Source organism: Paraburkholderia tropica (assembly GCF_014171495.1).
In the GTDB taxonomy this organism is placed as follows: Bacteria; Pseudomonadota; Gammaproteobacteria; order Burkholderiales; family Burkholderiaceae; genus Paraburkholderia; species Paraburkholderia tropica.
Genome location: NZ_CP049135.1, coordinates 1865445 through 1890419, shown reverse-complemented (window position 1 = coordinate 1890419; position 24975 = coordinate 1865445). Strand labels below are relative to the sequence as shown.

Below are 24975 nucleotides of genomic sequence, written 5' to 3'. Positions count from 1 at the left end.
CTTGCGGCGATCTGTTTCGAATCGGGCGTGAATAGAAGACGAATCACGCGCATGTCAAACACGAATCAAACGCGCGACGCATCGAACTGCGCCTTGCTGCCCTTGCCGTACACCTTGAGCGCGCCCTTTTCGCCCACCGCATTCGGGCGATTGAAGATCCAGTTCTGCCATGCGGAGAGGCGGCCAAAGATGCGTGTTTCCATCGTCTCCGGTCCGTTGAAGCGCAGATTGGCTTCGAGTCCCGTGAGCGCATCGGGCGACATCGCCGCGCGTTCTTCCAGTGCGATACGAATTTCGTCGGCCCAGTCGATATCGTCCGGCGCGGCGGTCACAATCCCGAGCCGCTCGGCGTCCGCGGGATTGACCGGTTGGCCGATCTTTTCGCGCACCGCATCGAGCGATTCCGCTTCGCCGTAGAAACGCCGCGCGAGCCGCGACTCATGCGTAATCATCGGATAGAGTCCGAAATTTGTTTCGGATACCGTAATAACTGGCTCTTCGTCTTCGTTCGACGGCAGCGCCGCCATATAGGTCCGGTCGGCGGCAAAAGCGAATTCCGCGAAGGTGCCCGCGAAACACGATCCCGGTTCGATCAGCGCGAACAGCGAACGCGACGACACGTCGAGGCGCGCCAGCGTTCTGCGCAACATGCCGATGGTTTCGCGCACGAACCAATGATCGCGATGGGCCAGCAGCGCGGCGTCGGCGGCCAGCACGGCGCGCGCATCGCCTTCGGTCTTGAGCAGCCACGTGCCGACGTCGAGTTCGTTGCTACGCATCGACAGGATTGCGTCGTCCAGCTCGCGCGCGAATTGAAGCGGCCACCAGGCCGCACCCGCCGCCACGATCGCATCGATGCCTTCGGGCAGCGGTTCGACCGGCGCTTTCGTCGTAAAAGTGGCCGTGCGTTTCGCGCGATCGATCGTCACGTCGAGACAGGCATAACTCAAGCCGTTCTCGTGCTCGACGCGCGCCACACGCGTCAGCGCGACGCCCTCGGCATCCACGGGACGATCACTCGTTGCGGCCAGTTCGAGCGCGCGCGCCTGCACGGCCTGGCGAAACTGGTTCGGCTTCACGACATCGTCGACGAGACGCCACGCTTTCGCACGCTCGCCGCGAATGCCTTCCACCACCGTGCAGAAGATATCCGCGCGATCATGGCGCACCTTGCGCTTGTCGGTGAGACGCGTGAGGCCGCCCGTGCCGGGCAGCACGCCCAGCAGCGGCACCTCAGGCAGCGCGACCGTCGACGAGCGATCATCCACGAGCAGGATCTCGTCGCAGGCGAGCGCGAGTTCATAACCACCGCCCGCACACGCGCCATTCACCGCCGCAATGAATTTAAGGCCCGAATGGCGCGACGCATCTTCCATGCCGTTGCGCGTTTCGTTCGTGAACTTGCAGAAGTTGACCTTCCACGCATGCGATGAAAGGCCGAGCATGAAGATATTCGCGCCCGAGCAGAACACGCGCTCTTTCAGGCTTGTGAGCACCACCGTACGCACTTCGGGATGCTCGAAACGGATGCGCTGGAGCGCGTCGTGCAATTCGATATCGACGCCCAGATCATAGGAATTGAGTTTGAGCTTGTAGCCGTCGCGAATGCCGCCGCCTTCGGCAATATCAAGGCCGAGCGTGGCAATCGCGCCGTCGAATGTGAGCGTCCAGTGTCGATACTGCGAGGGATCGGTCCGGTAATCGACTCGCGCAGGGAGCGCGGCGTCTTGCGGGGCGAGGACGGTTTCGGCGGCAGCCATGGGCGTCTCCTGGGGTATTTGCCTCATCGTTTCAATGAACGATAGTGCAACACCCCACCCAAGTAAAGCACTTTACTGCATATTAAGACGCCACGATGGGTAAACCATGAACTACAATGCAGGATGAATACGCAGCTCGTGCGCGCCGCGCGACAGCGCCACTCAATCCTTCAATCGACGCGCACCGGCAACTCCGCACCCAACCGCGCCGCCAACCGGTCGCGCAGTTGCAGATAGGCATCGGCCAGCGTGCGTTCGCTGGTGTCGAAGCTCATGTCCGCGCGTCCATACAACTCGGCGCGGCCCGCGAGAATACGCTTGAGATCGTCCATCGCCTCGTTGTTACCCGCGTGGCCCGACATCGGACGCAGGTCGCCTTGCGCCACCACGCGACGCATGTGTTCCTCGGGCGCGGCCTGCAGCCAGACCGTGAAGCAATGCGCGAGCAACGCGTTGAAAGTCGCGGGCTCGGAAACGAGGCCGCCGGGCGAAGCGATCACCGCGCGCGGATGCTCCGCGATCACCGCCTCGAGCGCGCGCTGCTCGTAACGTCGGTACGCACTCGCGCCATAGAGCGAATGGATTTCCGACGGCGGGCAGCCCGCCATCTGCTCGATCACGCGCGTGAGTTCGACGAACGGCACCTTGCGCTCCTGCGCGAGCATGCGGCCGAGCGTGGATTTGCCCGCGCCGCGCAGGCCGATCAGCGCGATACGTTCATTGCGATGCGGGTCGGCGGGCGCCTGCGCAAACATCTCCGCGAGCGCGACGCGCGCGCGATGCAGCGCGGCCGGGTCGCGTCCTTGCAGCAGTTCGCGAATCAAAAGCCATTCCGCCGACGACGTGGTGACGTCGCCGGTCACTTCGGCGAGCGAGCAATTGAGCGTGAGCGCGATCTGGCGCAGCACCAGCACGGAGGCGTTGCCCACGCCCGACTCCAGATTCGCGAGGTGACGCTCGGACAAGCCGGTCTCCGCCGCCAGCGCCTTGCGCGTCATGCCACGGCGCGCGCGCAGCATGCGCACGCGCTCGCCCATCGCCGTGAGAAACGGATCGCGTTCCGCCCGTTCGCCGCGCGCGCCCTCCTGCGCCTCGGCAACCTCGGCGGCCTCGTCCGCCTGCGGTTCGGCAACGTATGTTTGCTTCATCTTCAGAACCTCTCAGCGCGATTTTATGTACTATAGTGCTTGACACAGACTTTGCTACCGGCTAATTTTCCGCCAAATGGCTCCGCGGCGATAGTCTGGTGGCTCGGACAGATCGTCCCGGGCGAGCGTCAGCGCGATTTCATGCAAAATTATGCACATCGAGTTGACCGACCGAGCAACGTGCGGAACGATGCGAGCGGCAGCATCGAAACGGCCGACACACGAAAAATCCGCACGGAAGCCAAAGCAATAGTTAGCAATCCACACCAATATAACGACCGATAGCACCACCGGCCAGCGGCGACGCGCAATCGAGCCGGACAGAGCGGAGACAGCATCGTGGACACTCAGGCAGCGTCATTCGAAAGCGCCGCGTCACCGGCACGGGCAACCGCATCGATCGTTCCCCCGCCCACGCAATTCAATTTCGCCGCGCATCTCTTCGCATTGAATGCCTCGCGCGCCAATAAAACCGCTTATATCGACGACGACGCCACGCTCGCTTACGGTGAACTCGAAACACGCGCGCGCCGCTTCGCTGGCGCGTTGCGCACGCTGGGCGCGCATGCCGAGCAACGCATCCTGCTCGTGATGCTCGACACCGTGGAATTGCCCGTGGCCTTTCTCGGCGCACTGCTTGCGGGCGTGGTGCCCGTGATCGTCAACACGCTGCTCACTGCCGCCGACTACGCCTATATGCTCACGCATAGCCGCGCGCGTGTCGTGATCGCATCGGGTGCGGTGCTGCCCGCCGTGACGACCGCACTCGAACAGGCGGGCTGCACGGATTGCACGCTGATCGTTTCGCATCCGCTCACGGATCAGCACGTCGATCATGCACTGAACGCGCTCATCGACGCCTCGCCACCGCTCACTCACATCGCACCCACCCACGCCGACGATATCGCTTTCTGGCTCTATTCGTCGGGCTCGACCGGCAAACCGAAAGGCACCGTCCATACGCACGCGAATCTTTACTGGACCGTTGAAACCTACGCAAAGCCGATACTCGGCATCCGCGAAACCGATATTGTATTTTCAGCAGCCAAACTCTTTTTCGCGTATGGACTCGGCAATGGCCTTTCATTTCCGCTTTCGGTCGGCGCGACCACCGTGTTGATGGCCGAGCGCCCGACCGCCGACGCGGTCTTCGCACGTCTCGTGCAGCATCGCCCCACGGTCTTTTACGGCGTGCCCACGCTCTACGCCAGCATGATGGCCTCGCCCGGTTTGCCCGCACGCGCGGAGGTCGCGCTGCGTATCTGCACGTCGGCCGGCGAAGCGTTGCCACGCGAAATCGGCGAGCTTTTTCACCAGCATTTCGGCAGCGATATTCTCGACGGACTGGGCTCCACGGAAATGCTGCATATCTTTCTGTCGAATCGTCCCGGCGAAGTCGAATACGGCACCACGGGCCGCCCTGTACCCGGCTACGACATCGAGTTGCGCGACGAAACCGGCCAGCTCGTCGCCGATGGCGAAATCGGCGACCTTTATATTCGCGGCCCGAGCGCCGCGCTGATGTACTGGAACAATCGCGAGAAAACCCGCGCGACCTTTCTCGGCGACTGGGTCCGCAGCGGCGACAAATACCGGCGCCTGCCGGGCGGCTGCTACGTCTACGCGGGCCGCAGCGACGACATGCTCAAGGTCAGCGGTCAATACGTTTCGCCGATCGAAGTGGAAATGGTACTCGTGCAGCACGAAGCGGTGCTCGAAGCGGCGGTGATCGGCGTCGAACAGAACGGGCTCGTGAAAACCTGCGCCTTCGTCGTACTCAAACGCGGGCGGCGCGCGGAATGCGCCGAAACCGAAGCCATGACCGCGACGCTCAAGGCCTTCGTGAAAACACGTCTGGCGCCCCATAAAACGCCGCGCGATATTCTCTTCGTCGACGATTTGCCGAAGACCGCGACCGGTAAAATCCAGCGCTTCCGTCTGCGCGAACAATTTCACGCTCCGCCTTGAACTCATGAACAGCAGCGAATTCGCCGTCTTGCCCGCCAGCGCCAACCTTGCCGCCCGACGCGGCACGCTGACCATCGAATATCGCCGGGTCGGCGTGCGCGATCCGCATGCGCCGCTCGCCGTGTTTCTGCACGAAGGACTCGGCTCGATCGCGATGTGGAAAGACTGGCCACACGAACTCTGCGAACGTCTCGGTCTGCGCGGGCTGCTGTATTCGCGACCCGGTTATGGCCGCTCCACGCCGCGCGCGCCCGCAGAAAAATGGCCCGTCGATTTCATGTCGGAGCAGGCGCGGGACGTGTTGCCCGCACTGCTCGACACGCTTGGCGTGAGCGAAGCCGAACGCGCGCGAATGTGGCTCATCGGGCACAGCGACGGGGCCTCGATCGCGCTGCTCTACGCGGCGCTTTATCCGCGTGCGCTCGCAGGCGCGGTCGTGATCGCTCCGCATGTATTCGTGGAAACGATTTCGGTCACGAGCATCGCCGAAACGAAACGTGCCTACGAAGCGACCGATTCACAATCGACTCTGCGTGCGAAGCTCGCGCGCTATCACGACGATGTGGATTCGGCGTTCTATGGCTGGAATGACATCTGGCTCGATCCGGCATTTCGCACGTGGAATATCGTCGAGACCATCGCATCCATCACCGTGCCATTGCTCGCCGTACAGGCGCGCGACGATCAGTACGGCACGCTCGCACAAATCGAAGCGATCGGCGAGGCCGTAGCGCACGCCGAGGTGCTAACGCTCGACTCGGGCGGCCATTCTCCTCATCGCGACGCCCGCGCCACGCTCGACGACGCCATCGAGCGCTTCGTGCGTATCCACATGGGCGCTGAATAACACGCTGAATATCAGCTGAACAACGCGCTCAATCTCATCGCACGGCTGCGGCCCGCTATTCATGCACCACGGCGCTGCAAAACGATGCGCCCGGCATCGAATGCTTACACCGCGCAAAGCCATCCGTTCAACGGCAACTGTTCGGACCCCGCACAGCTCGAACGGCGCATCGCAATGATGGTATCGTTTGCTCTGGCCGCGAGCGCCGCCTGACCGCCACGGGGACGCGCGGCACGGCGCGCGGCGCTGCAACACGCCGCAACGTGTGCACACGCACAGCCGCGCAGCCGGCGGTCCGGTACCCAACGATGAGCGACTCCATCCTGATGAACGTATCGAGAATCTCGCTGCGCGCGCGGCGCGAATGGGCTGCGCTGAGGGCGTTCATGGCACACGCCTTCGCGCCCGCGCTGCGCAACATGCAATACGTGAAGCGGCGCATGCGGCCGTTCGCCGTGGTCGCCACCCTCGGCTTCCCGCTTTATTACTATGTCTGGAAAGTCCTGTTTCCGCAGCCGTATGAAAATCTTACGCTGCGTCTGATTGGTTCCGCACTGTTCGCGCCATTTCTGTTTCCGGATCGCTGGCCCGCCGCGATAAAGAAATACCTGCCGTGGTACTGGTATTTCTGCACCCTCTACGGATTGCCGTTCTTCTTCACTTTCATGCTGTTCAAGAACAACGGTAATGAAGTGTGGGTGGAAAGCGCGTTGATCGCCGCCTTCGTCATGGTGCTGCTGCTCGACTGGCTGATGCTCGTGCTGCAGTTTCTCGTCGGCATCGGGCTGGCGCTGCTCGCCTATACGCTCACGAGCGACAGCTTCTCGCTGAGCGGCATTTACCTCACCCATCTGGCGATTTTCTCGTTCGCCGTGGCGATCGGCGCGATTGCCAATTACGATCAGGACCGCATCCAGATCGAACAGGAGCGCGCCATGCTGGCCACGGCAGGCAGCGTCGCGCACGAGTTGCGCACGCCGCTCGTCGCCATTCGCGTGGGCGCGGCCGGCCTCATGCGCTATTTGCCCGCACTGCTCGACACCTATCTGCTGGCCCAGCGCAACAGTCTGCCGGTGCCCAAAATACGCGTCGCGCATCTACATTCGATGCAAGGCGTGGTCGGCCGCATCGAGCAGGAAGCGCTGCATTCGAACGCCATCATCGACATGCTGCTGGCCACCGCGCGCTTTACCGGCGGACCGATGCAAAACGCAAGTCCGTGTTCGATCGCGCATTGCGTGGAAACGGCATTGGCGCGCTATCCGTTTCGCGAAGGCGACCGCGCGCGCGTGCATTGCAATCTGCGGCCCGATTTCGAATTCACCGGATCGGAAATGCTCACCGTGCACGTGCTGTTCAATCTGATCAAGAACGCCTTCCGCCATATGGGCAGTATCGAAGGCGCGCATATTTCTATTCGTCTTGAATCAGGAAAACGTGCCAACCGCTTGATTTTCAGCGATACCGGAACGGGTATTTCATCCGAAACCTTGCCGCACATCTTTACCCGCTTTTATACTTCAAGCACCATCACCGATGACGTATCGCTCGGCGCGGGAATCGGCCTGGCATTTTGCCGCGATGTCATGCAAGCGATGGGGGGAGCGATTACCTGCTCTTCAGTCAAAGGCCAATATACCGAGTTCGTTTTGACATTCCCAACGCCATGACGAAAGCCATTCAGCCATTTTCCTGGCCAACCACGGTCGCCTTCGTCGACGACAGTGCGGCATTCCTTTCGAATCTGAGCCTGCAACTCGACCCGGAGCTGGCGTTCCGGATGTTCAGCTCGCCCGGCGAGGGCCTGAAGTATCTCAACGCGCGCGCGGCGCAGGATCATCCCGTCTCGCCCATCTTCAGCCCCTATCTCGACCGCACCGAGGAAAACGATGCGCATCAGGTAATCGCCATGCGCGTGGACGCCATTCGCAGCCTCGTGAACCGGCCGGCGCGTTTCGAATCCATTTCGGTCGTGGTGGTGGATTACGATATGCCTGAACTCAACGGTATTGAATTCTGCCGCCGCCTCACGAATCCCGCGATCAAGAAAATCATGCTCACGGGCAAGGCCGACGAACACGTGGCGGTGAAAAGTTTCAACGAAGGGCTGATTGATCGCTTTATTCGCAAGCATGAAGCCGATGCAGTAGAAACTCTGAATCAGGCGATTCACGACATGCAGCTCGCGCATTTCGATAAAACCAGCGGCAGCGTGCTCGATGCGCTCGCGGTGTCGGAATATGCGTTTCTCAAGGACGGCGCGCTCGCCACGCATGTACAAGGCATTTTTCATTCGCTCGGCATTGTCGAGCATTATCTTTCATGGCAGCCGCACGGCCTCCTGATGTTCGACGCGGAAGGCACGGCCTATCTGCTCATCATCCATACCGAGGAATCGCTGCGCGGCGTGCGCGAGATCGCCGTCGAACAAAGCGCGCCCGCCAATTTCCTCGCCGAACTCGACAGCCACGGCAGCGTGCCCTACTTCTGGCGCACCGAAGGCTACTATCCGGCGCAATGCGCGGACTGGCGGCTCTACATGCATCCCGCATCGGTATTCGAAGGCGAGCGCCGCTACGTCTATTCCATCGTCAAGCAGCCGCCCGGGCTCACGCTCGACGGCATCGCGCCGTACGACGGCTATCTACAGCGCCTCGACCGCGAAATCCAGGCGGCGTGGGGCACGCACTGAACGCCCCACGCCGGTTTTAACGCGGTAGATCCCTAACGCGCCTGCGGCTGCATCACGCCGCTTCCGGCAACTCGATCAGCGCGGGAGCCTGACGCGTGCGCGAACGGCCTTCGCCACGCTCCAGCAGACGCCGCGTCGACGGCCAGTTCCACATCTGCACTTCGTCGCGTATCGCCTTGCACGCCTCCACGAGCCGTTCGAGATCCGCATCGCTCATGGCCGCGTTGATCGACAGGCGAATGAGCGAGCGATTCTGCGCCGTGGCGGGCGCGCAAAACACCGAGCCGAAAATACCGCGCGCCTCCAGCGCATCGCGCAGCACGATGGTCTGCGTTTCCGGCCCCGCTTCGAGCGCGACGATCTGCGTTTCGCTGCCGTTGAGGTTGTAGCCGAAGCCGGCCAGACTCGACCGCACGTAAGCCGCATTCGACGCGAGACGCGTGCGGCGCCAGTCGTCGCGCTCGATGACGTCGAGCGTGGCGGCAAGACCGGCGGTTTCGTGCGGCAGCAGCGTCGAGCTGAAAATGGCCGGCAGCGCCTCGAACTTGAAATACTCCTGAAAGCGCCGCGAGCAACTGATGATGCCGGCGCGCCCCGCAAACGCTTTCGCCAGACTCGCGGTGCGAAAATGCACGCGATCGCCGAGACCCAGTTCCGCCACGAGGCCCGCGCCATGCGGCCCGTGCGTGCCGAGCGAATGCGACTCGTCGACCACGAACACGCAATCGTGCGTGGCGCATACGTCGGCGAAAGCCTGCAACGGACAGACACTGCCGTTCGTGCTGTACACGGAATCGACCATCACAATCCCCGGCCCGTAACGGCGAATGCGCTGCTCCAGATGCTCGGCGTCGTTATGCATGAAGCTGATCGGCTTCGCGCCCGCGCTGCGAATGCCTTCCCACAGCGACATATGCGCCATCATGTCGACGTACACCGGCGTCTGCGCATTGGCGATCGACTGGATCAGCCCCGTATTCGCCGCGAAGCCGGACTGACACAGCACGCTCGCTTCCGTACCCATATAGCGCGCGAAACGGTCTTCGAGCAGCAATTGCGGGCACGCGTCGCCGTGCAGAAAAATGCCCGACATCAGCAGACCGTTACCGTCCGAACGGATGCTTGTGCACATCGCGTCGAGAATCTCCGGATGGCGCGCGATCGACAGATAGTCGTTGCTCGACAGATGCAGCGCCTGCGCGTCCGGCTCGCGGCCCATCATGATGTGGCCGCCCGCCCACGTCTGCTGCACGCGCGCCTCGTAATAGCGGTCGACGCGCGCCGCGAGAAACGCGGGCAGGCCCGCGTCGTTGTTGTGTGCGTCACGCCAGTTGTTATTCGTGTTATTCACTGCTTTCATCTCAGGCTCCTTGGTGGTGGATGGCCGCCCCCGCGAACGACTTCTCGGTCGAGATCGACTGCGATAGCTGGCCGGTGATACACCCGAGCCTGGACACCACGCGCACAACGGCATGGCGAGACATCCAGGCAACAGGCTGGTAATGAATGGCGAATAAGAAGGCTGGCGCGCGCGTGGCGACGAGGGCGCGCGGCGGGCGCAAACGTGTGCGCACGGACAGCGCGTGGCGGCTGCGCCTCATGCACGCAAAACGGACACGAGCAGCCGCGGGCAGGCACGGGCAAACGTGCACGCGGCGCGCTGCGATGGTGCGCTGATCTCCCCGTGGCGCGACCTCCCGTCGACGCGCCACGCATCCCCCCGGACGCGCGCAAACGGCTGCGAATTGAAAGGCGGATACGGGCGCTTTACGCCTTGAACGAGCGTCCCGACACCCGCGCGACGGACGCTACGCGCGACCGCCACGGGTTCATTGAAAAGACGCTCGCCCGATGAATGGGGTGCCGTTCCGCACGGCGCGCGCACGATGGCGCACCGCAAGCTGGAACAAACGTTGCGAGGAACGTTTATCGCACCTTCGATAATTATCCTTTAAAAACAGCGGTGTGATGCATTTCACGGGCTTCGATGCGCTTTGCATTCCGAAATGGTTTTGCCATCGTCGAAACATCATCTCGACAGCAAAAATTTCATGCGGGCGGCATGAATTACCTGCTGTCGGCAGATAAAAAACTGCAACAATCGAATGGGGGAAAGAAAAAGAAAAACGCAGTGACGAAATAATTCGTCATTCGGGACGCAGGCATGGGCGATACGGCAAAAAATAATCTTGCCGATGCCGTTATGAAATTTTCGTGTCGTCGGCGGCGGAAATGGCGTCGCGCGGCACGGCGGCGCGTGCGCTCACGACCTGGTTGCGTCCGCGCATTTTCGCTTCGTAGAGCGCCGCGTCGGCGCGCGCCATCAGCGAAGTCAAGGTGTCGCCGTCATCAAGCGCGTCCACGCCCGCGCTGAACGTCAAACCGTCGTGCACCGGTTGCACGGCGTCGACACCGGGCATGTTGTGAACCGGCGCGGCATGATCCGCCGTGCGGCGGACCGAAAGCGCGGCCACGCGCAGCGCGTCGACGCGCGCGGCGGCGTGTTCGCGCACCGTCGCCGGAAACAGCAGCGCGAATTCCTCGCCGCCGAGCCGTCCGAATAAATCGGTTTCGCGCACACCCGCCGCCATCACGCGCCCGAAATGCGCCAGCACGCGGTCGCCCGCTGCGTGACCATACAGATCGTTGACGGCCTTGAAGTGATCGATGTCGATGATCGCGAGCGCGAGCGGCACGCGGGCCGCGCGCGCGGCGCCGAGCAAGGCGTCGGCTTGCGTCACGAAGGCGCGGCGCGTGAGCGCGCCGGTCAGTTCGTCGCGATTGGCGAGCCGTTCAAGCCGCTCCGCCATGCGGTCGTGCGCGAGCAGCACCATGCCGATCGACAACGCGGGCAACACCAGAATGCCGAGCGCCAGATACGCGACGTTGAACGGCGTGGAATCGAGCAGCGTGGTCTGATGCACGAATCCGCAGCCGTAGATGATGCCGCGCATGCCATGCGCCAGCGCGCCCAGCCATGCCGACCACGTAACAAAGCGATAGCTGTAGCGCGGCCGTCCCGACGGCCGGCCGTGCAGCGCGAGCCAGCCGATCGCGCCATAAATCGACGCATGAAACATCGATATGAGCGCAATGCGCGCGCCGAGATCCGGTTCCACCCAGTACCACCACGCGATGCCCGCCGCCACGGCCGCACATCCCGCCCACGCGAGCGGCACGCGCGGCGCAAGGCCGAAAAACTCGCGGCAGCCTTCGAGCGCACGCGTGACGGCAATCGCGAGCAGCGTGTTCGATACGAGCACCGTGAGGAACGGCATGCCCATGCGCTGCATGCCCGCGAGCACGATCGCGATGCTCGCCATCACATACGCGCCGATCCAGCGGCTCACGCCCGGAATGCCCGCGGGCCGCAGCGAACCGAGAATCGCGAGACTCATAATGCTCGAAAGCACCGTGACGAGAAGAATATTGACCGGATTGAGCATGGACTGCGCGCGGCCGCTACTGGCGTGTTGATCGATAAAGGGACACGTCAGTTTAGGGCACGAATTGCATAAAGCTTGCATGGTTTTTAGTCGCCGCCGTCAATATTCAACGCGGACAAGCTTTTATTCGGCATGACCCGCCGCAATTCGATGCGCCTGCACGGATCGACGGGAACGCCGTCTGCTGGAATAAGCGCAAATGAACTTGAGGGAGACTGCCATGCCCGCATCGATTCCGGACGTCGCTCGCGAGGCGCTGATCTTGCGCGTCGAGCGCGCGCTCGACGCCGTGACCTTTCCCGCCCATCCCGGCACGCTGCTCGACTGCGCCGAACACTCGGGCGCGCGCGCTGACGTAATCGACGCATTGCGCGCGTTGCCGGACGAAGCCTTCGGCAGCTTTTCGGAGGTGTCGGCATCGATCGTCGCCTCGCATGACCGGCAGGCCCGTCCGCGCGCGCTGAGCGCCGGTTGAGCGCGGAGAAAGCCTATGCGCGGACAGACCACGACACCTTCGAGCCAACCGGGAACGAATCTTGCTGGCCCCGCCGGGCGTGCCGGACAGTCTCCGGCAACGGGCCGCCCGGAGCAGGGGCGCAGCCACGGCAACAACAAGGGCGTGCGCGATGTGAGAACCGCCGACGCGGTCGCAGCGCGCAGCACAGGTAAACGACGTATGGCAACCGTATTACTCGTCGACGACGACAGCAACGCACTGGATGCGCTCAAGGAGCTGGTCGGGCAGGAAGGCTATCGGGTCAGAACCGCGGCCGACGGCTCGGACGCGCTCAAGAGCGCGCTCGCCGACCCACCCGACGTGGTGATTTCCGACTGCATGATGCCCCGCATGGACGGGCTCGAGTTGATGCGCGCGATGCGCCGCAACCACAAGCTCGCGGCCGTGCCACTCGTGCTCGTCTCCGCGCTCGTCACGCCGCCCGCCGACGCCGATGTGGTCGGCTTCCTGCGCAAGCCCTTCGCGGTATCCCAGTTGCTCGATATCCTGCGCCGCGTGGCCTCGCCTTGAGCCATCGCCTTGACCCTCGTTATTTCGCCATCCTGATCGATTTAAGATGAGATGCGGGGCACGCGCATTGCGCCATGACGAAGCATGACGACGCCACTCAGGAGGCCATCATGACCGACTACGCAGGACGCTCGCAGGACGACCGGGTCGCGCAACGCAAGCAGCACAAGCAGCCTTCCCAGGAGCCGCCCGGCGGCGATATGGCCGTTCACGGCACCCAACCGGATGCCACGCACAGTAGCGGCGAACTTTCCGAGCAAGGCAAGGAAGTCTGGCGCAAGGGCGCGGGGCTCGACGGCGGCGGCAAGTCCGGCTGATTACATAACGCTGACGATTGTGAAGACGACGCGTGCCGCGCATTGCCGCACGCGTCGTCTTCGCTTTCACTCCCGTCCGGTTCTTTTACGCGCATTCAGCCGCGCCTGGGTTTCGCATTGCGGTTCGCCTGCGCGTCGTTTTGCGTGCGCGACTGATACGCATCGCCGCCCCTCCGGTCCGTATCCTCCAGACCGCGTTCGAGGTCGCGATGCCCCTGCACGCCCACGGAACGCGGCTCATGCGGATGGCGGCTGCCCACCGGCTCGCCTCCTTCGTGACGCGGATGCTTCACGCTCTGCGCCTCCTCCTGCGATTCAGGAGTCGCGGGCTGCGATGCCTCGCGCGCCCGTTCCTCAGTACGCTTGCAACGATCGTTCATGGCACACCTCCAGTCATGGCGCGCTTCGTGTCCTTCATGTCCTTCGTGTCGATGGCGCGTCTGCCCGATTAGCAGCAGCTTGCATGCCGCGTCGGCCGTCCGCTGGCTTAAACTTGCGATGTCGGCGGCTAAACCAGGCGCGACACGTCCCGCACACGCCCATCACGATCACCACACGCCGCACCATGACCTCGAAGGACCGCCGTCACTTTCTGCGCAGCGCCGCGACCGGCGCCGCACTGAGCCTGTTTCCGCCCGCGATCCGGCGCGCGCTCGCCATCCCCGCGCACAACGCTACCGGCACGATTCGCGACGTCGAGCACGTCGTGATCTTCATGCAGGAAAACCGCTCGTTCGATCACTACCTCGGCACGCTGCCTGGCGTACGCGGCTTTGGCGACCGCATCACGATTCCGCAGCCGCAGGACGCGAGCGTCTGGCAGCAGAGCGACGGCGAACGCACGCTGCTGCCGTTCTACCTCGACAGGAACAAGGGCAACGCGCTGCTCGCGGGCGGCGCGCACGAATGGCTCGACGCGCACGCCGCGTGGGACGCGGGCCGCATGACGCACTGGCCGCGCGCGAAGGGCAACGTGTCGATGGGCTATCTGCAGGCCGCCGACCTGCCGTTTCATTTCGCGCTCGCGAATGCCTTCACGATCTGCGACGCCTACCATTGCTCGCTGCACGGCGGCACCAATTCGAATCGACTCTTCCTGTGGACCGGCACGAACGGCCCCGGCGGCGCGCCTTATGCGGTGGTCAACAACAATGACTGGGACTGGCTCGATAAATCCGCGAAGGGCCTGTCCTGGACCACCTACCCCGAGCGTCTGCAACAGGCCGGCGTGAGCTGGAAGGTCTACGAAAACACGCCCGACAACTACAACGACAATCCGCTCGCGGGATTCGCGGCGTACCGCAAGGTGCACGAGTCGATCGAAGGCTCGCCGAACCGGCCGTGGACGCCGGAGATCGAAGCGCAATCGCCGCTCTACAAAGGCATCGGCAACACGATGCCCGACGGCGGCTTCCTGCAGGCGCTCAAGGACGACGTCAAGGCGAACCGGCTGCCGCAAGTCAGCTGGATCGTCTCGCCGCAAGCCTATTGCGAGCATCCGGCGATCTCCACGCCGGGCCAGGGCGCGTGGTACATCCAGCAGATCCTCGACGCGCTCACCGCGAATCCCGAGGTCTGGAGCAAGACCGTGCTGTTCGTGAACTACGACGAGAACGACTGTTTCTTCGATCACATGCCGCCGCCCGCCGTGCCCTCGCCGCTCGAAGGCGGCGGCTATGCGGGCAAGTCGACGGTCAGCACCGAGCACGACTATTTCACCGTGCCGAATCCGCCCGGCGACAAACAGCCGCTGCCGCCCGACGGCCAGCCCTACGGCCCCGGCCCGCGCGTGCCGATGTTCGTGATCTCGCCGTGGAGCACGGGCGGCTACGTCAATTCGCAGGTGTTCGATCACACGTCGGTGCTGCGTTTCATCGAGCAGCGCTTCGGCGTGCAGGAGCCGAACATCAGCGCATGGCGGCGCGCCGTTTGCGGCGACCTGACCTCCGCCTTCAATTTCCGTACGCCCAACGAGCAACCCGCCACGACGTTTCCCGCGCCCACGCGCGCCGCCGCCGATGCGCTCAACGCCCAGCAAAGCGCGCTCAAAACCGTGCGCGCGCCCGCCGAAAGCGAACAGACGATGCCGCATCAGGCGCGCGTCGTGCGGCCGTCGCGCGCGCTGCCGTATCGGCTGCATACGCATGCGAGCGTCGATGCGAAACATCGCGAAGTGCATCTCGTCTTCAGCAACGAAGGCAGCGCGGGCGCGGTCTTTCACGTCTACGACAAGCGTCATCTCGACCGCGCGCCGCGACGCTATACCGTCGAAGCGGGCAAGCATCTCGCCGATACCTGGACGCCCGTTTCCACCGACGCGGGCGCCTACGATCTCTGGGTGCTCGGCCCCAACGGCTTTCATCGCAGCTTCGCGGGCAACGTCGATCGCACGCAACACGATGCGAGCGTGGAAATTCAGGTGAGCTATGACGTGGCGACGAACGGCAGCGGAACGGGCATCGGCATCACGATCGTCAACGCAGGCCGCGAGCCCGCCACCTGCAACGTGATCTCGAACGCCTATCGGCACGACGGACCGTGGGTTTTCACCGTCGCGCCCGGCGCGCGCGTCGCGCAGAACTGGCCGCTCGACGCGTCGGGCGGCTGGTACGACTTCACGCTGAGCGCCGCGAATGGCGCGGAGGCCACCGTGCGCCGTTTCGCGGGCCGCGTGGAAACCGGTCGGGACAGCATCAGCGATCCGGAAATGGGCACGCCAAGCTGAGCCCCCGTTTCATATCGATTGATCTAAAATGATGGCTTCCCCGCCACGGAGCCATCGATGGGCCGCCCTCGCGAATTCGACGAAACCGACGTGCTGAACGCCGCGTGCGACGCCTTCTGGTCGCGCGGCTACGAAGCCACTTCCACGCGCGATCTCGTCAAGGCCACCGGACTCACGCAGCCGAGCCTCTATAACGCGTTCGGCGACAAGCGCGCCCTGTTTTTACGCGTGCTCGATCACTATTTGCAGCAGTCGCTGCGCGAGCGCATCGCGCGCCACGAAGCCGCGGGCACGCCGGGCACCGCCATTGCCGGTTTTTTCGCGGAAACCGTGCAGCGCTCGCTCGACGATCCGGGCAAACGCGGCTGCCTGATGGTCAATTCCGTCCTCGAAGCCACGCCCGACGACGAAGAACTGCGCGACGCGCTCGCCGCCGAAATTGTGCAGATCCGCGATTTCTTCCTGCGCTGCGTGCAAGCCGGTCAGGCCAGCGGCGAAATCGCGCAGACAGTCGGCGCGCAAGAGGCCGCACAACATCTGCTGGCCGTCTTGCTGGGCCTGCGCGTGATCGCGCGAATTCGACCGGAGCGCGACTGGCTCGTGAATGCCGTCGCGCCCGCGCTCACGCTGCTGGGTTTATTGCCTGGCAAGACTGCCTGACGCGCGCCGCTCGCCTGTGTTAATCTTGTAACTCCGATTCAGTCAGTCGCGGTATCGTCATGTCTTTTATCAGCACCGGTGTCGAATACGGTTTGCATTGCCTGCTCTATCTCGCCAACCCTTCGGGCGTGCGCGAGGCGAGCGTGCGCGATCTCGCCGAGATGCAGGGCGTCTCGGTCGATTACGCGGCCAAACTGTTCACGCGTCTGTCGAAGGCGGGCATCGTCTCGGCCACGGAAGGTGTGCGCGGCGGCTTCGCGCTGGCGCGTGCGCCGGAACACATCACGGTGCAAGACGTGGTCGACGCCATCGACGGCGACAAACGTCTGTTCGACTGCCGCGAAATACGCTCCCAATGCGCGCTGTTCGAGGGCGAGGCGCCCGCCTGGGCCACGCGCGGAACCTGCTCGATCCACGCCGTCATGCAGGCCGCCGAGCGCAGCATGCGCGCGGAACTCGAAAAGCACACGCTAGCCGATCTCGCTTCCCGCGCGCATTCCAAGGCGCCCGCGAGCCACGCGCATCACGTCGTCGAGTGGTTCACCGACCGCGCCGCCAATCGCCGCAGCGATCGGGCTTAAATACATACCTCAACTCGCGCGTTAATTTTCGCGTTGGCGGAAATCATGAAAAAGGCCCTTTCTCAAGGGCCTTTTTCATTTCGTATGCTCAGCGCAGCAGGCTCAGGCCACCACGATCCGGCGCGGATCGGCGGACGCAAACACCTCTTCACGCTCCGCACGCGGCGGATAGATCCATTCCGTGTTGATGCGATGCTTGAGCGCCTTCGCTTCCTGGCCGCTCATCTTCACTTCGCGCTCCCAGCCTTCCGTATAGACCGCGCCCCACGGGCCGAGATCGAGACAGGTCACGTATTTCGGCTGGCTGTACGGCAGCGCGTCGAGACCGAGCAGATCGGCGGCGGCATTATGCCCCGCCGAGCGGCCGAGATTCATCGCGTGCTGACACGACATGAGCGTGCGGTTGCCTTCGTCGTCGGTGGCCGCGCTCGCGACGTCTCCCGTTGCATACACGCCCGGCACGCCCTCGACCGCGAGATGGCGATCCACATACAGGCGGCCCGCCGCGTCGCGACGCGCGGGAATCTGCTCGGTCAATGCGCTCGCGCGGACGCCCGCCGTCCAGATCACCGTATTCGACGCGATGCGCTCGCCATCGGCCAGGGTCACGCCCTGTGCGTCGACCGCGCTCACGCCTTGCCCCAGTTTCCACTGCACACCGAGTTCGCTCAGCGCCTGCTCGATCACCGGACGCGGACCCGGGCCGAGATCCGGACCGATCGCCTCGTTGCGCTCCACGACCACCACGCGCACGTTGGCCTGCTCGCCTAACGCGGCGCGCAAACGCGCCGGCATTTCCGCGGCCGTTTCGATACCGGTAAAGCCGCCGCCCGCTACTACGACCGTGTTGCGCGCGGGCGTGTCGGGCTGCTGCGCCAGGTTGCGGATATGCGCTTCGAGCACCGCCGCCTCGTCGATCTGATCGACGCTGAACGCGTGCTCCGCAAGGCCCGCGATGGCCGGGCGGAACAGCTTGCTGCCCGTGGCGAGCACGAGCCGGTCATAGGACATCGTGAAGGCGCGCTGATTCGCGTCGGCGCCATGCACGGCATGAGCCGCGAGATCGATGCGCGCCACACTGCCCTGCACGAACTTCACGCCCGCTTCGCGGAAGATGTCCGTGAGCGGCGCCTTCATGTTTTCCGGCCCTTCTTCATACAGACGCGGACGCACGTGCAGATGCGGCTCCGGCGCGATCAGCGCGACTTCGACATCCGTGCGACCCGCTTCGTCGATCAAACGCGCCGCGCTCAGTGCGCTCCACATGCCGGCGAAACCGGCCCCGATAATCAAAATACGCTTGGACATGCTGCTGCTCCTGTGGATCGTTGCACCGTCGCAACGTGTAACTCGGATTCTATGAGTCGCAGTTTAACCCGACAATGCACGTTAACGAAACACACTGTTGTCCGGGCTGAGCGAAAACAAGTCCACGCACATTCCTCCGATCAATCACACGTAAAAACGCCCGCATGCTTCAAAGCATGCGGGCGCATGGAATCGACGGCGCAGTTATTCGCGCATCATCGTCTGGATAAACGATGGGTCGCCAGATCCGCCATAAAAGCAAGTGCAAGCGCCGCCGCACCGCACGCGAATATCAGTGCGTAGTTTTCGTGCGTGTGCGAAAAAACGAAGGAATAACCGTAGCCGCCCAGCGCCTGAAAGAGTGCGAACGCCGTCGTGGCGCGGCTCCATGCGGCTCGTTGCTCGAGATGATCGTGCGGCACCAGTTCGTGAATGCGGCCGAGCGCGAGCGGCACCACGCCCGGCGTCAGCGCACCGAGGATCAGCGTGGCTACAAAAATCGCCGCTGTGTGATTCGACATGGCGAGCAACGCGACAGCAAACGTCTGAATCGCCAACGCGAAACGCCACGCGAGTTTGAAGCCGATGCGATCGGCGAGTTGTCCGCAAACAATCGGCCCCGCGATGGCCGCCATGCCATACAGCACCCAGATATGCGCGCCCGTCGACGCACCGCGCCCGAGCCCGCGCGCCACATAATCGACGAGCAGCACCATGGCCGGCACGAGGCCGAGCGCATTGGCCGCGTACTGCGCGTACAGCACGCGCAACGCTGCTTGCGCCGGCAACGCGGCACGATGCGCCGGCGCGGACGCGGCAGCAACCGGCGCGTCGGTGCGCGGCCAGCCGAACCAGCTGATCGCCGTGAGCAGCAACGCGAGCACACCCAGCCCGAACCACGCCGCGCGCAAACCATAGTGCAGCAACGAAGGAATGAGCGTGCCCGAGGCGGCGATACCCAAACCGAGCCCGAGAAAGATCATCCCGCTCACGAAGCCGCGGCGCGCGGGCGGCACGTGCGGAAGAATCGACGTGGCCACCAGCACCATGATCGCGCCGCCCGCCACGCCGGACGCGAGTCGCCACGCAAAAAACCACGCCACGGACAGCGGGAACGCGCACGCGAAAAACGCGATCGTGGCGGTCGCCATGAGCACGCGCAGCGCGTGCCGGTTCGTGAGCGCGTGCGCGATGGGCCGCCCGAGCAACGCGCCCAGCAAATACCCGGCGAAGTTGGCCGCGCCGAGCGTGACGGCCTGCGAAGCCGTGAACCAGTGCGCCTGGATCAATGGCGGAATCAGCGGCGTGTACGCGAAACGCGCGAGACCGATGGCGACGAAACTGCCACACAGGCCCGCAAGCGTTGCGAACAGGGCCGCGGCGTCGAGCCGCTCGGGCGCGCGGACACCGAGCGTGGAGGGCTGGGCTGACATGTTTGCTTTCCTTTCGGATGAATCCGTTTTATATCAATCGATACAGTAACGACGAATTCTATATCGATCGAAATAAAATGCAAGCCCTCAGCGCAGCCGAAAAATCCGCGCAGTACACTGCCCGTTCCGTTCATCCCCCATCGATTGCAAGGAGCCACGATGAAGATCGACCTGTCTGGAAAGCTCGCGCTCGTAACCGGCTCGGCGGCCGGCATCGGCCTCGCCACCGCCAAAGGACTCGCGGAGAGCGGCGCGAGCGTGATCGTGAGCAGCCGCCACGCCGGCAACGTGAGCGAAGCCGAAGCCGCCGTACGCGCCGCGGTGCCGGGCGCGCAGGTGCAGGGTTTCGTCGGCGACCTCTCGAATGCTCAGGGCTGCGAGGCGCTCGTGAACGCGCATCCGAAAGTCGACATCCTCGTGAACAATCTCGGCGTATTTCAGCAGCAGGACTTCTTCGAGATTCCCGATAGCGAGTGGCTGCGCTTTTTCGAAACCAACGTCATGTCGGGCGTGCGTCTTTCGCGCGCGTATGCGGGCGCGATGGCCAAGCAGGGCTGGGGGCGCATCGTGTTTATTTCGTCGGAATCTGGACTCAATATTCCCGCCGACATGGTTCACTACGGCATGACCAAGACCGCGCAACTCGCCGTTGCGCGTGGGCTCGCCAAACGTCTCGCCGGCACCGGCGTGACGGTGAATTCGGTGCTGCCCGGACCGACGCTTTCGGAAGGCGTGGAAGCGATGCTGAAGGACGAAGTGGCGAAGACCGGCAAACCCGTGGAAGAAGTGGCGGCGGCGTTCGTGCAGCAGCATCGCGCTTCGTCGATCATCCGCCGCGCCGCGAGCGTGGAGGAAGTAGCGAACATGGTCGTCTACGCGTGCTCGACGCAGGCTTCCGCCACCACGGGCGCGGCGCTGCGCGTGGATGGCGGCGTGGTCGACACCATCGCGTGAAATTGATTCGACATCCTGATTAAATTGCGTGGCACGCTCGCTTCGGTCGTGCCACGCGCGGTTTCATTTAAAACCGCTTGCGAATCCCCAGCCGCAACGCCACCTGATTGATTGAACTCGACGCCGACAATACTGGCGCAAGATCCGCCACTGCCCCCCCGCCCGCACGCATATAGGTTGCGCTCGCGTAGACATCGGTACTCTTCGAAAGGTAATAATCCACGCTGGCATCGGCTTCGTGATAATGCGGCGCCTGCCCCGTGGCGGACACATTGCCTTCCGTATAGCTATAAGCCGCGCCCAACTGCAAAGTCGGCGTGAGCATATAGCTCGCGACGATTTCGCCGATATTGAAAGTCACGTGGCCGCCGATCTTCGCACCGAGCGTGGGATCGAGATCGCCGAACTGTGTATGCGTCCAGTCCGCGCTGAGTTTGAACGAGCCGATCGTATATGCCGCGCCAAGTCCAAACACCTTGTAGCTGCCCGCCGCGAGCCCGTAATTGCCGCTCACGGTATTCGATGCGGTCCACACGCCTTCCGGCACGGCTTGCGCGGGATGATCGATCGACGTGAACGCGCCCACCAGTTGCAGACTGCCGTTGATGTATTGCAGCGCGAACGACTTCGCACTGTTCTGCGCCATATTGCCCGCCACGCCGCCGAAGCTGTACGTGGCCATGCCGCTGAAACCGGCCACCGTCGGCGTGACGTAGCGCACCGCGTTGTTCAGGTGAAAATCGATGCCGTTGTTGTCGAGATCGCCCGGATGCGGAAACAGGATGCCGCCCGGCAAACTGCCGTTGGCCGACAGCGTGCCGATATAGTCGCCGATCGCCTCGCCCTGGCGGCCCAGCGTGAGCGTGCCGTAGTGCTCGTTCGCGAGGCCCACGTAGGCGAGTCGACCGAACAGGCGGCCGCCTTGGCTCATCGCACCGGTATTGACGTTGAAGCCGTTTTCCAGCCGAAATATCGCGCTCGTGCCACCGCCCAGATCCTCGTTGCCACGCAGACCCCAGCGATTGCCCTGCGAGATGCTGCTGTGCAGTTGAACCGCACTGTGACCACCTTGATTGCTGCTCCAGGTCAGACCGTCGTCGATGATGCCGTAGATCGTCACGCTGCTCTGCGCGTGCGCGATTCCGGAGATTCCCGATAACGTAAGCATTCCGAAATACATGGTATAAGCGAACGGCTTCCTCACGACTTCCCCTTTGAACTGGTTAGCGGACTTGCGGGTTCGATGCAGAGCGCGTACGCGCCACGATACGGTGTTCGTCGTCGATGTCGAGCAAAACGGTGTCGCCCTCGCGCGCGGCCGAGTCGAGGCGGGCGATGACCATCGGGCCGGCGTCGGTCTCGACGCTCGCGAGATAAACCTCACCCGCTCCGGCGACGCCGACACGATGCGTCACCGTCGTGGCCGCGACGACCTTGCCGCGCGTCGCTGCCAGCGTCGCCCACTGCGCGCCGCCGCATGCGGGGCACCGATAGCGCGCGGGAAAGAGTGTCGTGCCGCACGCCGTGCAGCGAAATACGTCGAGCGTCATGGCGCTTCTCCTTGCACGGCTTCGAGCACGACCGCGTTCGCGCACATGCCGTAGCGGTATTCGACCATGCCATAGCCGCTCACCAGCGCCAGCCGCGCACGCGCGACCTGGCGTTCGCCCGCCGCGCCCCGCAATTGCGTGATGGCTTCCACAAGCCCATGCATGCCGCCCGCCGCACCCGCTTGCCCCGCCGACAACTGGCCGCCCGAGGTGTTGACGGGGAACGCATGCGTGGCAATGCGTGCGATCAGCGCGCGCAGATCGCCATCGTGTGCGAAGCCAAGATCGGCGAGTTGCACCAGCGTCATCACGGGATAATCGTCGTAGACACAGGCGAGATCCATATCATTCGGCGTGGCATTCGCCGCGCGCCAAAGCTCCGGCGCGAGCGTCGCGAGCGAAGTCTGCAAACCGTCTCCGGCCTGATGATCCGCGTTATAGCAGCACTGCAACGCGCGCACGGCCACATGACGACCCGGCTTCGCGAGATCGGCGCGCGCGACCACGACCGCATTCGCGCCGCACACGACCGGGACACAGTCGTAGCGGCCCAACGGTTCGGCCACGACAGGCGCGTGCAGATAGTCGTCCAGTGAAAGCGGCGTGCGATACACAGCCTGTGGATTGCGCGCGGCCCATTCACGCTGCGCCACGCAAAGTGCACCGTAATCGGCGCGCGACAAGCCGTGTCGTTGCGCGTGGCGCTGCGTGAGCATCGCGAACAGCGCATTCGGGCCGCCGCTTTCGAGCGGACGCAGCCATGTGCGCGTGGTCAGGTTGTAGTGTTCGACGAGGCGCTTGAAATCGGCAGGCTCGAAACGATCGCCCGACAACAGCACGATGACATTCGCATCGCCGCTCTGGATCGCGCGTATTGCATGCTGAAGCAGATTGATCGCGCTCGCCCCGCCATGACAGTCGTCCATGCACCAGCGCGGACTCAGGCCGAGACGCCACGCCATGTCGATCGCGTGATCGGGCGCGAGCGTGAACGACGCCACGCCGAGGCCGTCCACCTCGCGCGCCGTGAATCCCGATTGCGCGAGCGCGGCGTCGAACGCTCGCGCCAGCAGATCGCCGGTCGTGCCTTCCGGCGCCTGACGGCAATAAGGCACTTCCACGCCCGCACACAACAGCGCGCCATCATAAGCACTCGATCGCATTGATTCGATATCCTTATCGACTAGTATCATCGCGCGTCACGGCGCACGGTTTCGCGCGTGCAGATCAGTGCGATGACGGTAATCGCGCCCATCGCCATCAACATCAGCGCAACGGGCCAGGCGGCGTGATACTTCGCGAGCAGCGCAGTCGCGACGAGCGGCGAAAGACCGCCCGCGAACACCGAGGCAATTTCATGCCCGAGCGCCATACCGGAGTAACGCACCTCCGTGCTGAAGAGTTCGCCCATCAGGCTCGGTTGCGTGCCGATCATCGCGCCATGACAAACCGCATTGCCGAGCAGCAACGCGAGCCAGACGAGCGCGGGCACCTGGGTGTCGAGCAGCCAGAAGAACGGGAACGCGACCACCATAAGTCCCACCGCGCCGATCAGATAAACCGGCTTGCGGCCGATGCGATCCGAAAGCCGTCCCCAGAGCAGCATCGTGACGAGTTCGACCGTCATCGAGACCATCACGCCCGCCAGCATCACCGGGCCCGGAATGCCGATGAATTTTCCATAGACGAGCGAGAACGCGAGAAAGATATACGAGCCGCCGTTTTCCGCAACGCGCAGGCCCATCGCCACCAGAATCGCGCGCGGATGCTTGCGGATCGCATCGAGCACGGGCATATGCGAGGTCTTGCCAGCGGCTTCGGACTTCGCGAACTCCGCGCTTTCCGGCAGCGTCGAGCGAATATAGACGCCCACGCCGAAGATCACGATGGACAGCAGAAACGGCACGCGCCAGCCCCAGCTCATGAAGCTGTCGTGCGGCAACATCTGCACGGCGAAGAACACGGCCGCCGACAACACGAAGCCACCACCCACGCCAATCTGGCTCCACGACGCGTAAAAGCCGCGCTTTTCCGGCGGCGCCGATTCGCTGATCATGAGCACGCCGCCGCCCCACTCGCCGCCCGACGCCACGCCCTGCACCACGCGCAGCACCACGAGCAGCGCGGGCGCCCACATGCCGACCTGGCCGTAAGTGGGCAGCAGGCCGATCAGGAACGTCGCGCCGCCCATCAGCGAAAGCGTCCAGACGAGCGCGCCCTTGCGTCCATAGCGGTCGCCGATATGGCCGAACAACACGCCACCGAATGGCCGCGCCGCGAAACCCACGGCAAAGCCTGCGAAAGCCGCGAGCGTGCCGATCAGCGGATCGGTGCCCTTGGGAAAGAACAATTCGCCGAATACCAGCGCGGCCGCCGTGCTGTAAAGAAAAAAGTCGTACCATTCAAGCGCGTTGCCCGCGACAGAAGCCATGACGATGCGACGCAGCGCGCGTGGATCGCGCGCGACGGCGTCGGCGTGAATGACGCCGTGTTCGTGTGCGTTTGTTTGTGAAGCGCCGGGCGCGTCCGCGCGGCAGGTCGAGGTGCTTGCCATGCTGC

The 24975-nt window shown here is 63.8% G+C and carries 23 protein-coding genes; 12 read left to right on the top strand and 11 right to left on the bottom strand.

Annotation, left to right across the window (positions count from 1 at the left end; translation table 11 throughout):
- Positions 1 to 65: 65 nt before the first annotated feature.
- Together boxC and G5S35_RS23275 are read right to left on the bottom strand one after the other, a co-directional pair.
- Complete coding sequence (gene boxC, locus G5S35_RS23280; protein WP_183039104.1) at positions 66 to 1760, bottom strand: 2,3-epoxybenzoyl-CoA dihydrolase; 1695 nt, start codon at positions 1758 to 1760, stop codon at positions 66 to 68.
- A gap of 170 nt (positions 1761 to 1930) precedes the next feature.
- Positions 1931 to 2908, bottom strand: coding sequence for a helix-turn-helix transcriptional regulator (locus G5S35_RS23275; RefSeq protein WP_237181404.1), 978 nt, complete (start codon positions 2906 to 2908; stop codon positions 1931 to 1933).
- Between the two features lie 339 nt (positions 2909 to 3247).
- Between G5S35_RS23275 and G5S35_RS23270 the strand changes: the two genes are divergently transcribed.
- The 4 genes from G5S35_RS23270 (at position 3248) to G5S35_RS23255 (ending at position 8415) form a co-directional block, all read left to right on the top strand.
- Complete coding sequence (locus G5S35_RS23270) at positions 3248 to 4876, top strand: benzoate-CoA ligase family protein (protein WP_183039103.1); 1629 nt, start codon at positions 3248 to 3250, stop codon at positions 4874 to 4876.
- A gap of 4 nt (positions 4877 to 4880) precedes the next feature.
- The gene (locus tag G5S35_RS23265) at positions 4881 to 5723 is read left to right on the top strand and encodes an alpha/beta fold hydrolase (RefSeq protein ID WP_124260498.1); all 843 of its coding nucleotides are present in this window, start codon (positions 4881 to 4883) and stop codon (positions 5721 to 5723) included.
- Positions 5724 to 6163: 440 nt separating this feature from the next.
- The gene (locus G5S35_RS23260) at positions 6164 to 7393 is read left to right on the top strand and encodes a sensor histidine kinase (RefSeq protein WP_237181403.1); all 1230 of its coding nucleotides are present in this window, start codon (positions 6164 to 6166) and stop codon (positions 7391 to 7393) included.
- Positions 7390 to 8415: a response regulator gene (locus G5S35_RS23255; protein ID WP_065065418.1), complete on the top strand. Its 1026-nt coding sequence runs from the start codon at positions 7390 to 7392 to the stop codon at positions 8413 to 8415. The genes G5S35_RS23260 and G5S35_RS23255 overlap by 4 nt, the downstream gene beginning before the upstream one ends.
- A 52-nt stretch (positions 8416 to 8467) precedes the next feature.
- Here the strand turns inward: G5S35_RS23255 and cqsA are convergent, their stop codons facing one another.
- The gene (gene cqsA / locus G5S35_RS23250; RefSeq protein ID WP_074982462.1) at positions 8468 to 9775 is read right to left on the bottom strand and encodes an alpha-hydroxyketone-type quorum-sensing autoinducer synthase; all 1308 of its coding nucleotides are present in this window, start codon (positions 9773 to 9775) and stop codon (positions 8468 to 8470) included.
- 627 nt (positions 9776 to 10402) lie between these two features.
- Between cqsA and G5S35_RS23245 the strand changes: the two genes are divergently transcribed.
- Positions 10403 to 10558 carry a hypothetical protein gene (locus G5S35_RS23245; RefSeq protein WP_183039102.1) on the top strand — a complete coding sequence of 52 codons (156 nt, stop codon included), beginning with the start codon at positions 10403 to 10405 and terminating at the stop codon, positions 10556 to 10558.
- Between the two features lie 58 nt (positions 10559 to 10616).
- Here G5S35_RS23245 and G5S35_RS23240 read toward each other — a convergent pair whose 3' ends face one another.
- Entirely contained in the window at positions 10617 to 11861 is a 1245-nt protein-coding gene (locus tag G5S35_RS23240) for a GGDEF domain-containing protein (protein WP_074982464.1), read from the bottom strand.
- A 220-nt stretch (positions 11862 to 12081) separates the two neighbouring features.
- Between G5S35_RS23240 and G5S35_RS23235 the strand changes: the two genes are divergently transcribed.
- The 3 genes from G5S35_RS23235 to G5S35_RS23225 all read left to right on the top strand — a co-directional run bounded on the left by G5S35_RS23235 (position 12082) and on the right by G5S35_RS23225 (position 13205).
- Positions 12082 to 12336, top strand: a complete 255-nt coding sequence (locus tag G5S35_RS23235; protein WP_183039101.1) for a DUF2795 domain-containing protein — start codon at positions 12082 to 12084, stop codon at positions 12334 to 12336.
- 201 nt (positions 12337 to 12537) lie between these two features.
- Positions 12538 to 12888, top strand: a complete 351-nt coding sequence (locus tag G5S35_RS23230; protein WP_065065422.1) for a response regulator — start codon at positions 12538 to 12540, stop codon at positions 12886 to 12888.
- A gap of 110 nt (positions 12889 to 12998) precedes the next feature.
- Entirely contained in the window at positions 12999 to 13205 is a 207-nt protein-coding gene (locus G5S35_RS23225) for a hypothetical protein (RefSeq protein WP_074982698.1), read from the top strand.
- Positions 13206 to 13300: 95 nt separating this feature from the next.
- On the opposite strand, the gene G5S35_RS23220 is transcribed toward G5S35_RS23225, so the two are convergent.
- Positions 13301 to 13585, bottom strand: a complete 285-nt coding sequence (locus tag G5S35_RS23220; protein ID WP_065065423.1) for a hypothetical protein — start codon at positions 13583 to 13585, stop codon at positions 13301 to 13303.
- Between the two features lie 185 nt (positions 13586 to 13770).
- Between G5S35_RS23220 and G5S35_RS23215 the strand changes: the two genes are divergently transcribed.
- From G5S35_RS23215 to G5S35_RS23205, 3 genes are read left to right on the top strand one after another with little or no spacing between them, the layout of a single operon-like run.
- A complete protein-coding gene (locus tag G5S35_RS23215; protein ID WP_183039100.1) occupies positions 13771 to 15930 on the top strand; it encodes a phosphocholine-specific phospholipase C in 2160 nt (719 codons plus the stop codon).
- A 57-nt stretch (positions 15931 to 15987) separates the two neighbouring features.
- Complete coding sequence (locus tag G5S35_RS23210; RefSeq protein ID WP_065065425.1) at positions 15988 to 16590, top strand: TetR/AcrR family transcriptional regulator; 603 nt, start codon at positions 15988 to 15990, stop codon at positions 16588 to 16590.
- Between the two features lie 59 nt (positions 16591 to 16649).
- Positions 16650 to 17171 (top strand): RrF2 family transcriptional regulator, encoded by a 522-nt coding sequence (locus tag G5S35_RS23205; protein WP_065065426.1) that lies wholly within the window; start codon positions 16650 to 16652, stop codon positions 17169 to 17171.
- 102 nt (positions 17172 to 17273) lie between these two features.
- On the opposite strand, the gene G5S35_RS23200 is transcribed toward G5S35_RS23205, so the two are convergent.
- Both G5S35_RS23200 and G5S35_RS23195 read right to left on the bottom strand, forming a co-directional pair.
- Entirely contained in the window at positions 17274 to 18479 is a 1206-nt protein-coding gene (locus G5S35_RS23200; RefSeq protein WP_124260494.1) for an NAD(P)/FAD-dependent oxidoreductase, read from the bottom strand.
- A gap of 215 nt (positions 18480 to 18694) precedes the next feature.
- On the bottom strand, positions 18695 to 19912 hold the full coding sequence (locus G5S35_RS23195) for a YbfB/YjiJ family MFS transporter (protein ID WP_074982473.1): 1218 nt from the start codon (positions 19910 to 19912) through the stop codon (positions 18695 to 18697).
- Between the two features lie 159 nt (positions 19913 to 20071).
- Between G5S35_RS23195 and G5S35_RS23190 the strand changes: the two genes are divergently transcribed.
- Complete coding sequence (locus G5S35_RS23190) at positions 20072 to 20866, top strand: SDR family NAD(P)-dependent oxidoreductase (protein ID WP_065065429.1); 795 nt, start codon at positions 20072 to 20074, stop codon at positions 20864 to 20866.
- 67 nt (positions 20867 to 20933) lie between these two features.
- On the opposite strand, the gene G5S35_RS23185 is transcribed toward G5S35_RS23190, so the two are convergent.
- From G5S35_RS23185 to G5S35_RS23170, 4 genes are read right to left on the bottom strand one after another with little or no spacing between them, the layout of a single operon-like run.
- Entirely contained in the window at positions 20934 to 22034 is a 1101-nt protein-coding gene (locus G5S35_RS23185) for a porin (protein WP_124260493.1), read from the bottom strand.
- Positions 22035 to 22089: 55 nt separating this feature from the next.
- On the bottom strand, positions 22090 to 22416 hold the full coding sequence (locus G5S35_RS23180) for a Zn-ribbon domain-containing OB-fold protein (RefSeq protein ID WP_065065430.1): 327 nt from the start codon (positions 22414 to 22416) through the stop codon (positions 22090 to 22092).
- Positions 22413 to 23579, bottom strand: a complete 1167-nt coding sequence (locus tag G5S35_RS23175) for a thiolase family protein (protein WP_124260492.1) — start codon at positions 23577 to 23579, stop codon at positions 22413 to 22415. Before G5S35_RS23175 ends, G5S35_RS23180 begins: the two co-directional genes overlap by 4 nt.
- Before the next feature lie 26 nt (positions 23580 to 23605).
- Complete coding sequence (locus G5S35_RS23170; protein WP_231957786.1) at positions 23606 to 24847, bottom strand: MFS transporter; 1242 nt, start codon at positions 24845 to 24847, stop codon at positions 23606 to 23608.
- Positions 24848 to 24975 lie beyond the last annotated feature (128 nt).

Bases quoted from the DNA above. Each gene is read 5' to 3' on its own strand.
- boxC (WP_183039104.1), bottom strand. From the start codon at position 1,760: ATGGCTGCCGCCGAAACCGTCCTCGCCCCGCAAGACGCCGCGCTCCCT.
- G5S35_RS23275 (WP_237181404.1), bottom strand. From the start codon at position 2,908: ATGAAGCAAACATACGTTGCCGAACCGCAGGCGGACGAGGCCGCCGAG.
- G5S35_RS23265 (WP_124260498.1), top strand. From the start codon at position 4,881: ATGAACAGCAGCGAATTCGCCGTCTTGCCCGCCAGCGCCAACCTTGCC.
- G5S35_RS23260 (WP_237181403.1), top strand. From the start codon at position 6,164: ATGCGGCCGTTCGCCGTGGTCGCCACCCTCGGCTTCCCGCTTTATTAC.
- G5S35_RS23255 (WP_065065418.1), top strand. From the start codon at position 7,390: ATGACGAAAGCCATTCAGCCATTTTCCTGGCCAACCACGGTCGCCTTC.
- cqsA (WP_074982462.1), bottom strand. From the start codon at position 9,775: ATGAAAGCAGTGAATAACACGAATAACAACTGGCGTGACGCACACAAC.
- G5S35_RS23245 (WP_183039102.1), top strand. From the start codon at position 10,403: ATGCGCTTTGCATTCCGAAATGGTTTTGCCATCGTCGAAACATCATCT.
- G5S35_RS23240 (WP_074982464.1), bottom strand. From the start codon at position 11,861: ATGCTCAATCCGGTCAATATTCTTCTCGTCACGGTGCTTTCGAGCATT.
- G5S35_RS23235 (WP_183039101.1), top strand. From the start codon at position 12,082: ATGCCCGCATCGATTCCGGACGTCGCTCGCGAGGCGCTGATCTTGCGC.
- G5S35_RS23230 (WP_065065422.1), top strand. From the start codon at position 12,538: ATGGCAACCGTATTACTCGTCGACGACGACAGCAACGCACTGGATGCG.
- G5S35_RS23225 (WP_074982698.1), top strand. From the start codon at position 12,999: ATGACCGACTACGCAGGACGCTCGCAGGACGACCGGGTCGCGCAACGC.
- G5S35_RS23220 (WP_065065423.1), bottom strand. From the start codon at position 13,585: ATGAACGATCGTTGCAAGCGTACTGAGGAACGGGCGCGCGAGGCATCG.
- G5S35_RS23215 (WP_183039100.1), top strand. From the start codon at position 13,771: ATGACCTCGAAGGACCGCCGTCACTTTCTGCGCAGCGCCGCGACCGGC.
- G5S35_RS23210 (WP_065065425.1), top strand. From the start codon at position 15,988: ATGGGCCGCCCTCGCGAATTCGACGAAACCGACGTGCTGAACGCCGCG.
- G5S35_RS23205 (WP_065065426.1), top strand. From the start codon at position 16,650: ATGTCTTTTATCAGCACCGGTGTCGAATACGGTTTGCATTGCCTGCTC.
- G5S35_RS23200 (WP_124260494.1), bottom strand. From the start codon at position 18,479: ATGTCCAAGCGTATTTTGATTATCGGGGCCGGTTTCGCCGGCATGTGG.
- G5S35_RS23195 (WP_074982473.1), bottom strand. From the start codon at position 19,912: ATGTCAGCCCAGCCCTCCACGCTCGGTGTCCGCGCGCCCGAGCGGCTC.
- G5S35_RS23190 (WP_065065429.1), top strand. From the start codon at position 20,072: ATGAAGATCGACCTGTCTGGAAAGCTCGCGCTCGTAACCGGCTCGGCG.
- G5S35_RS23185 (WP_124260493.1), bottom strand. From the start codon at position 22,034: ATGCTTACGTTATCGGGAATCTCCGGAATCGCGCACGCGCAGAGCAGC.
- G5S35_RS23180 (WP_065065430.1), bottom strand. From the start codon at position 22,416: ATGACGCTCGACGTATTTCGCTGCACGGCGTGCGGCACGACACTCTTT.
- G5S35_RS23175 (WP_124260492.1), bottom strand. From the start codon at position 23,579: ATGCGATCGAGTGCTTATGATGGCGCGCTGTTGTGTGCGGGCGTGGAA.
- G5S35_RS23170 (WP_231957786.1), bottom strand. From the start codon at position 24,847: ATGGCTTCTGTCGCGGGCAACGCGCTTGAATGGTACGACTTTTTTCTT.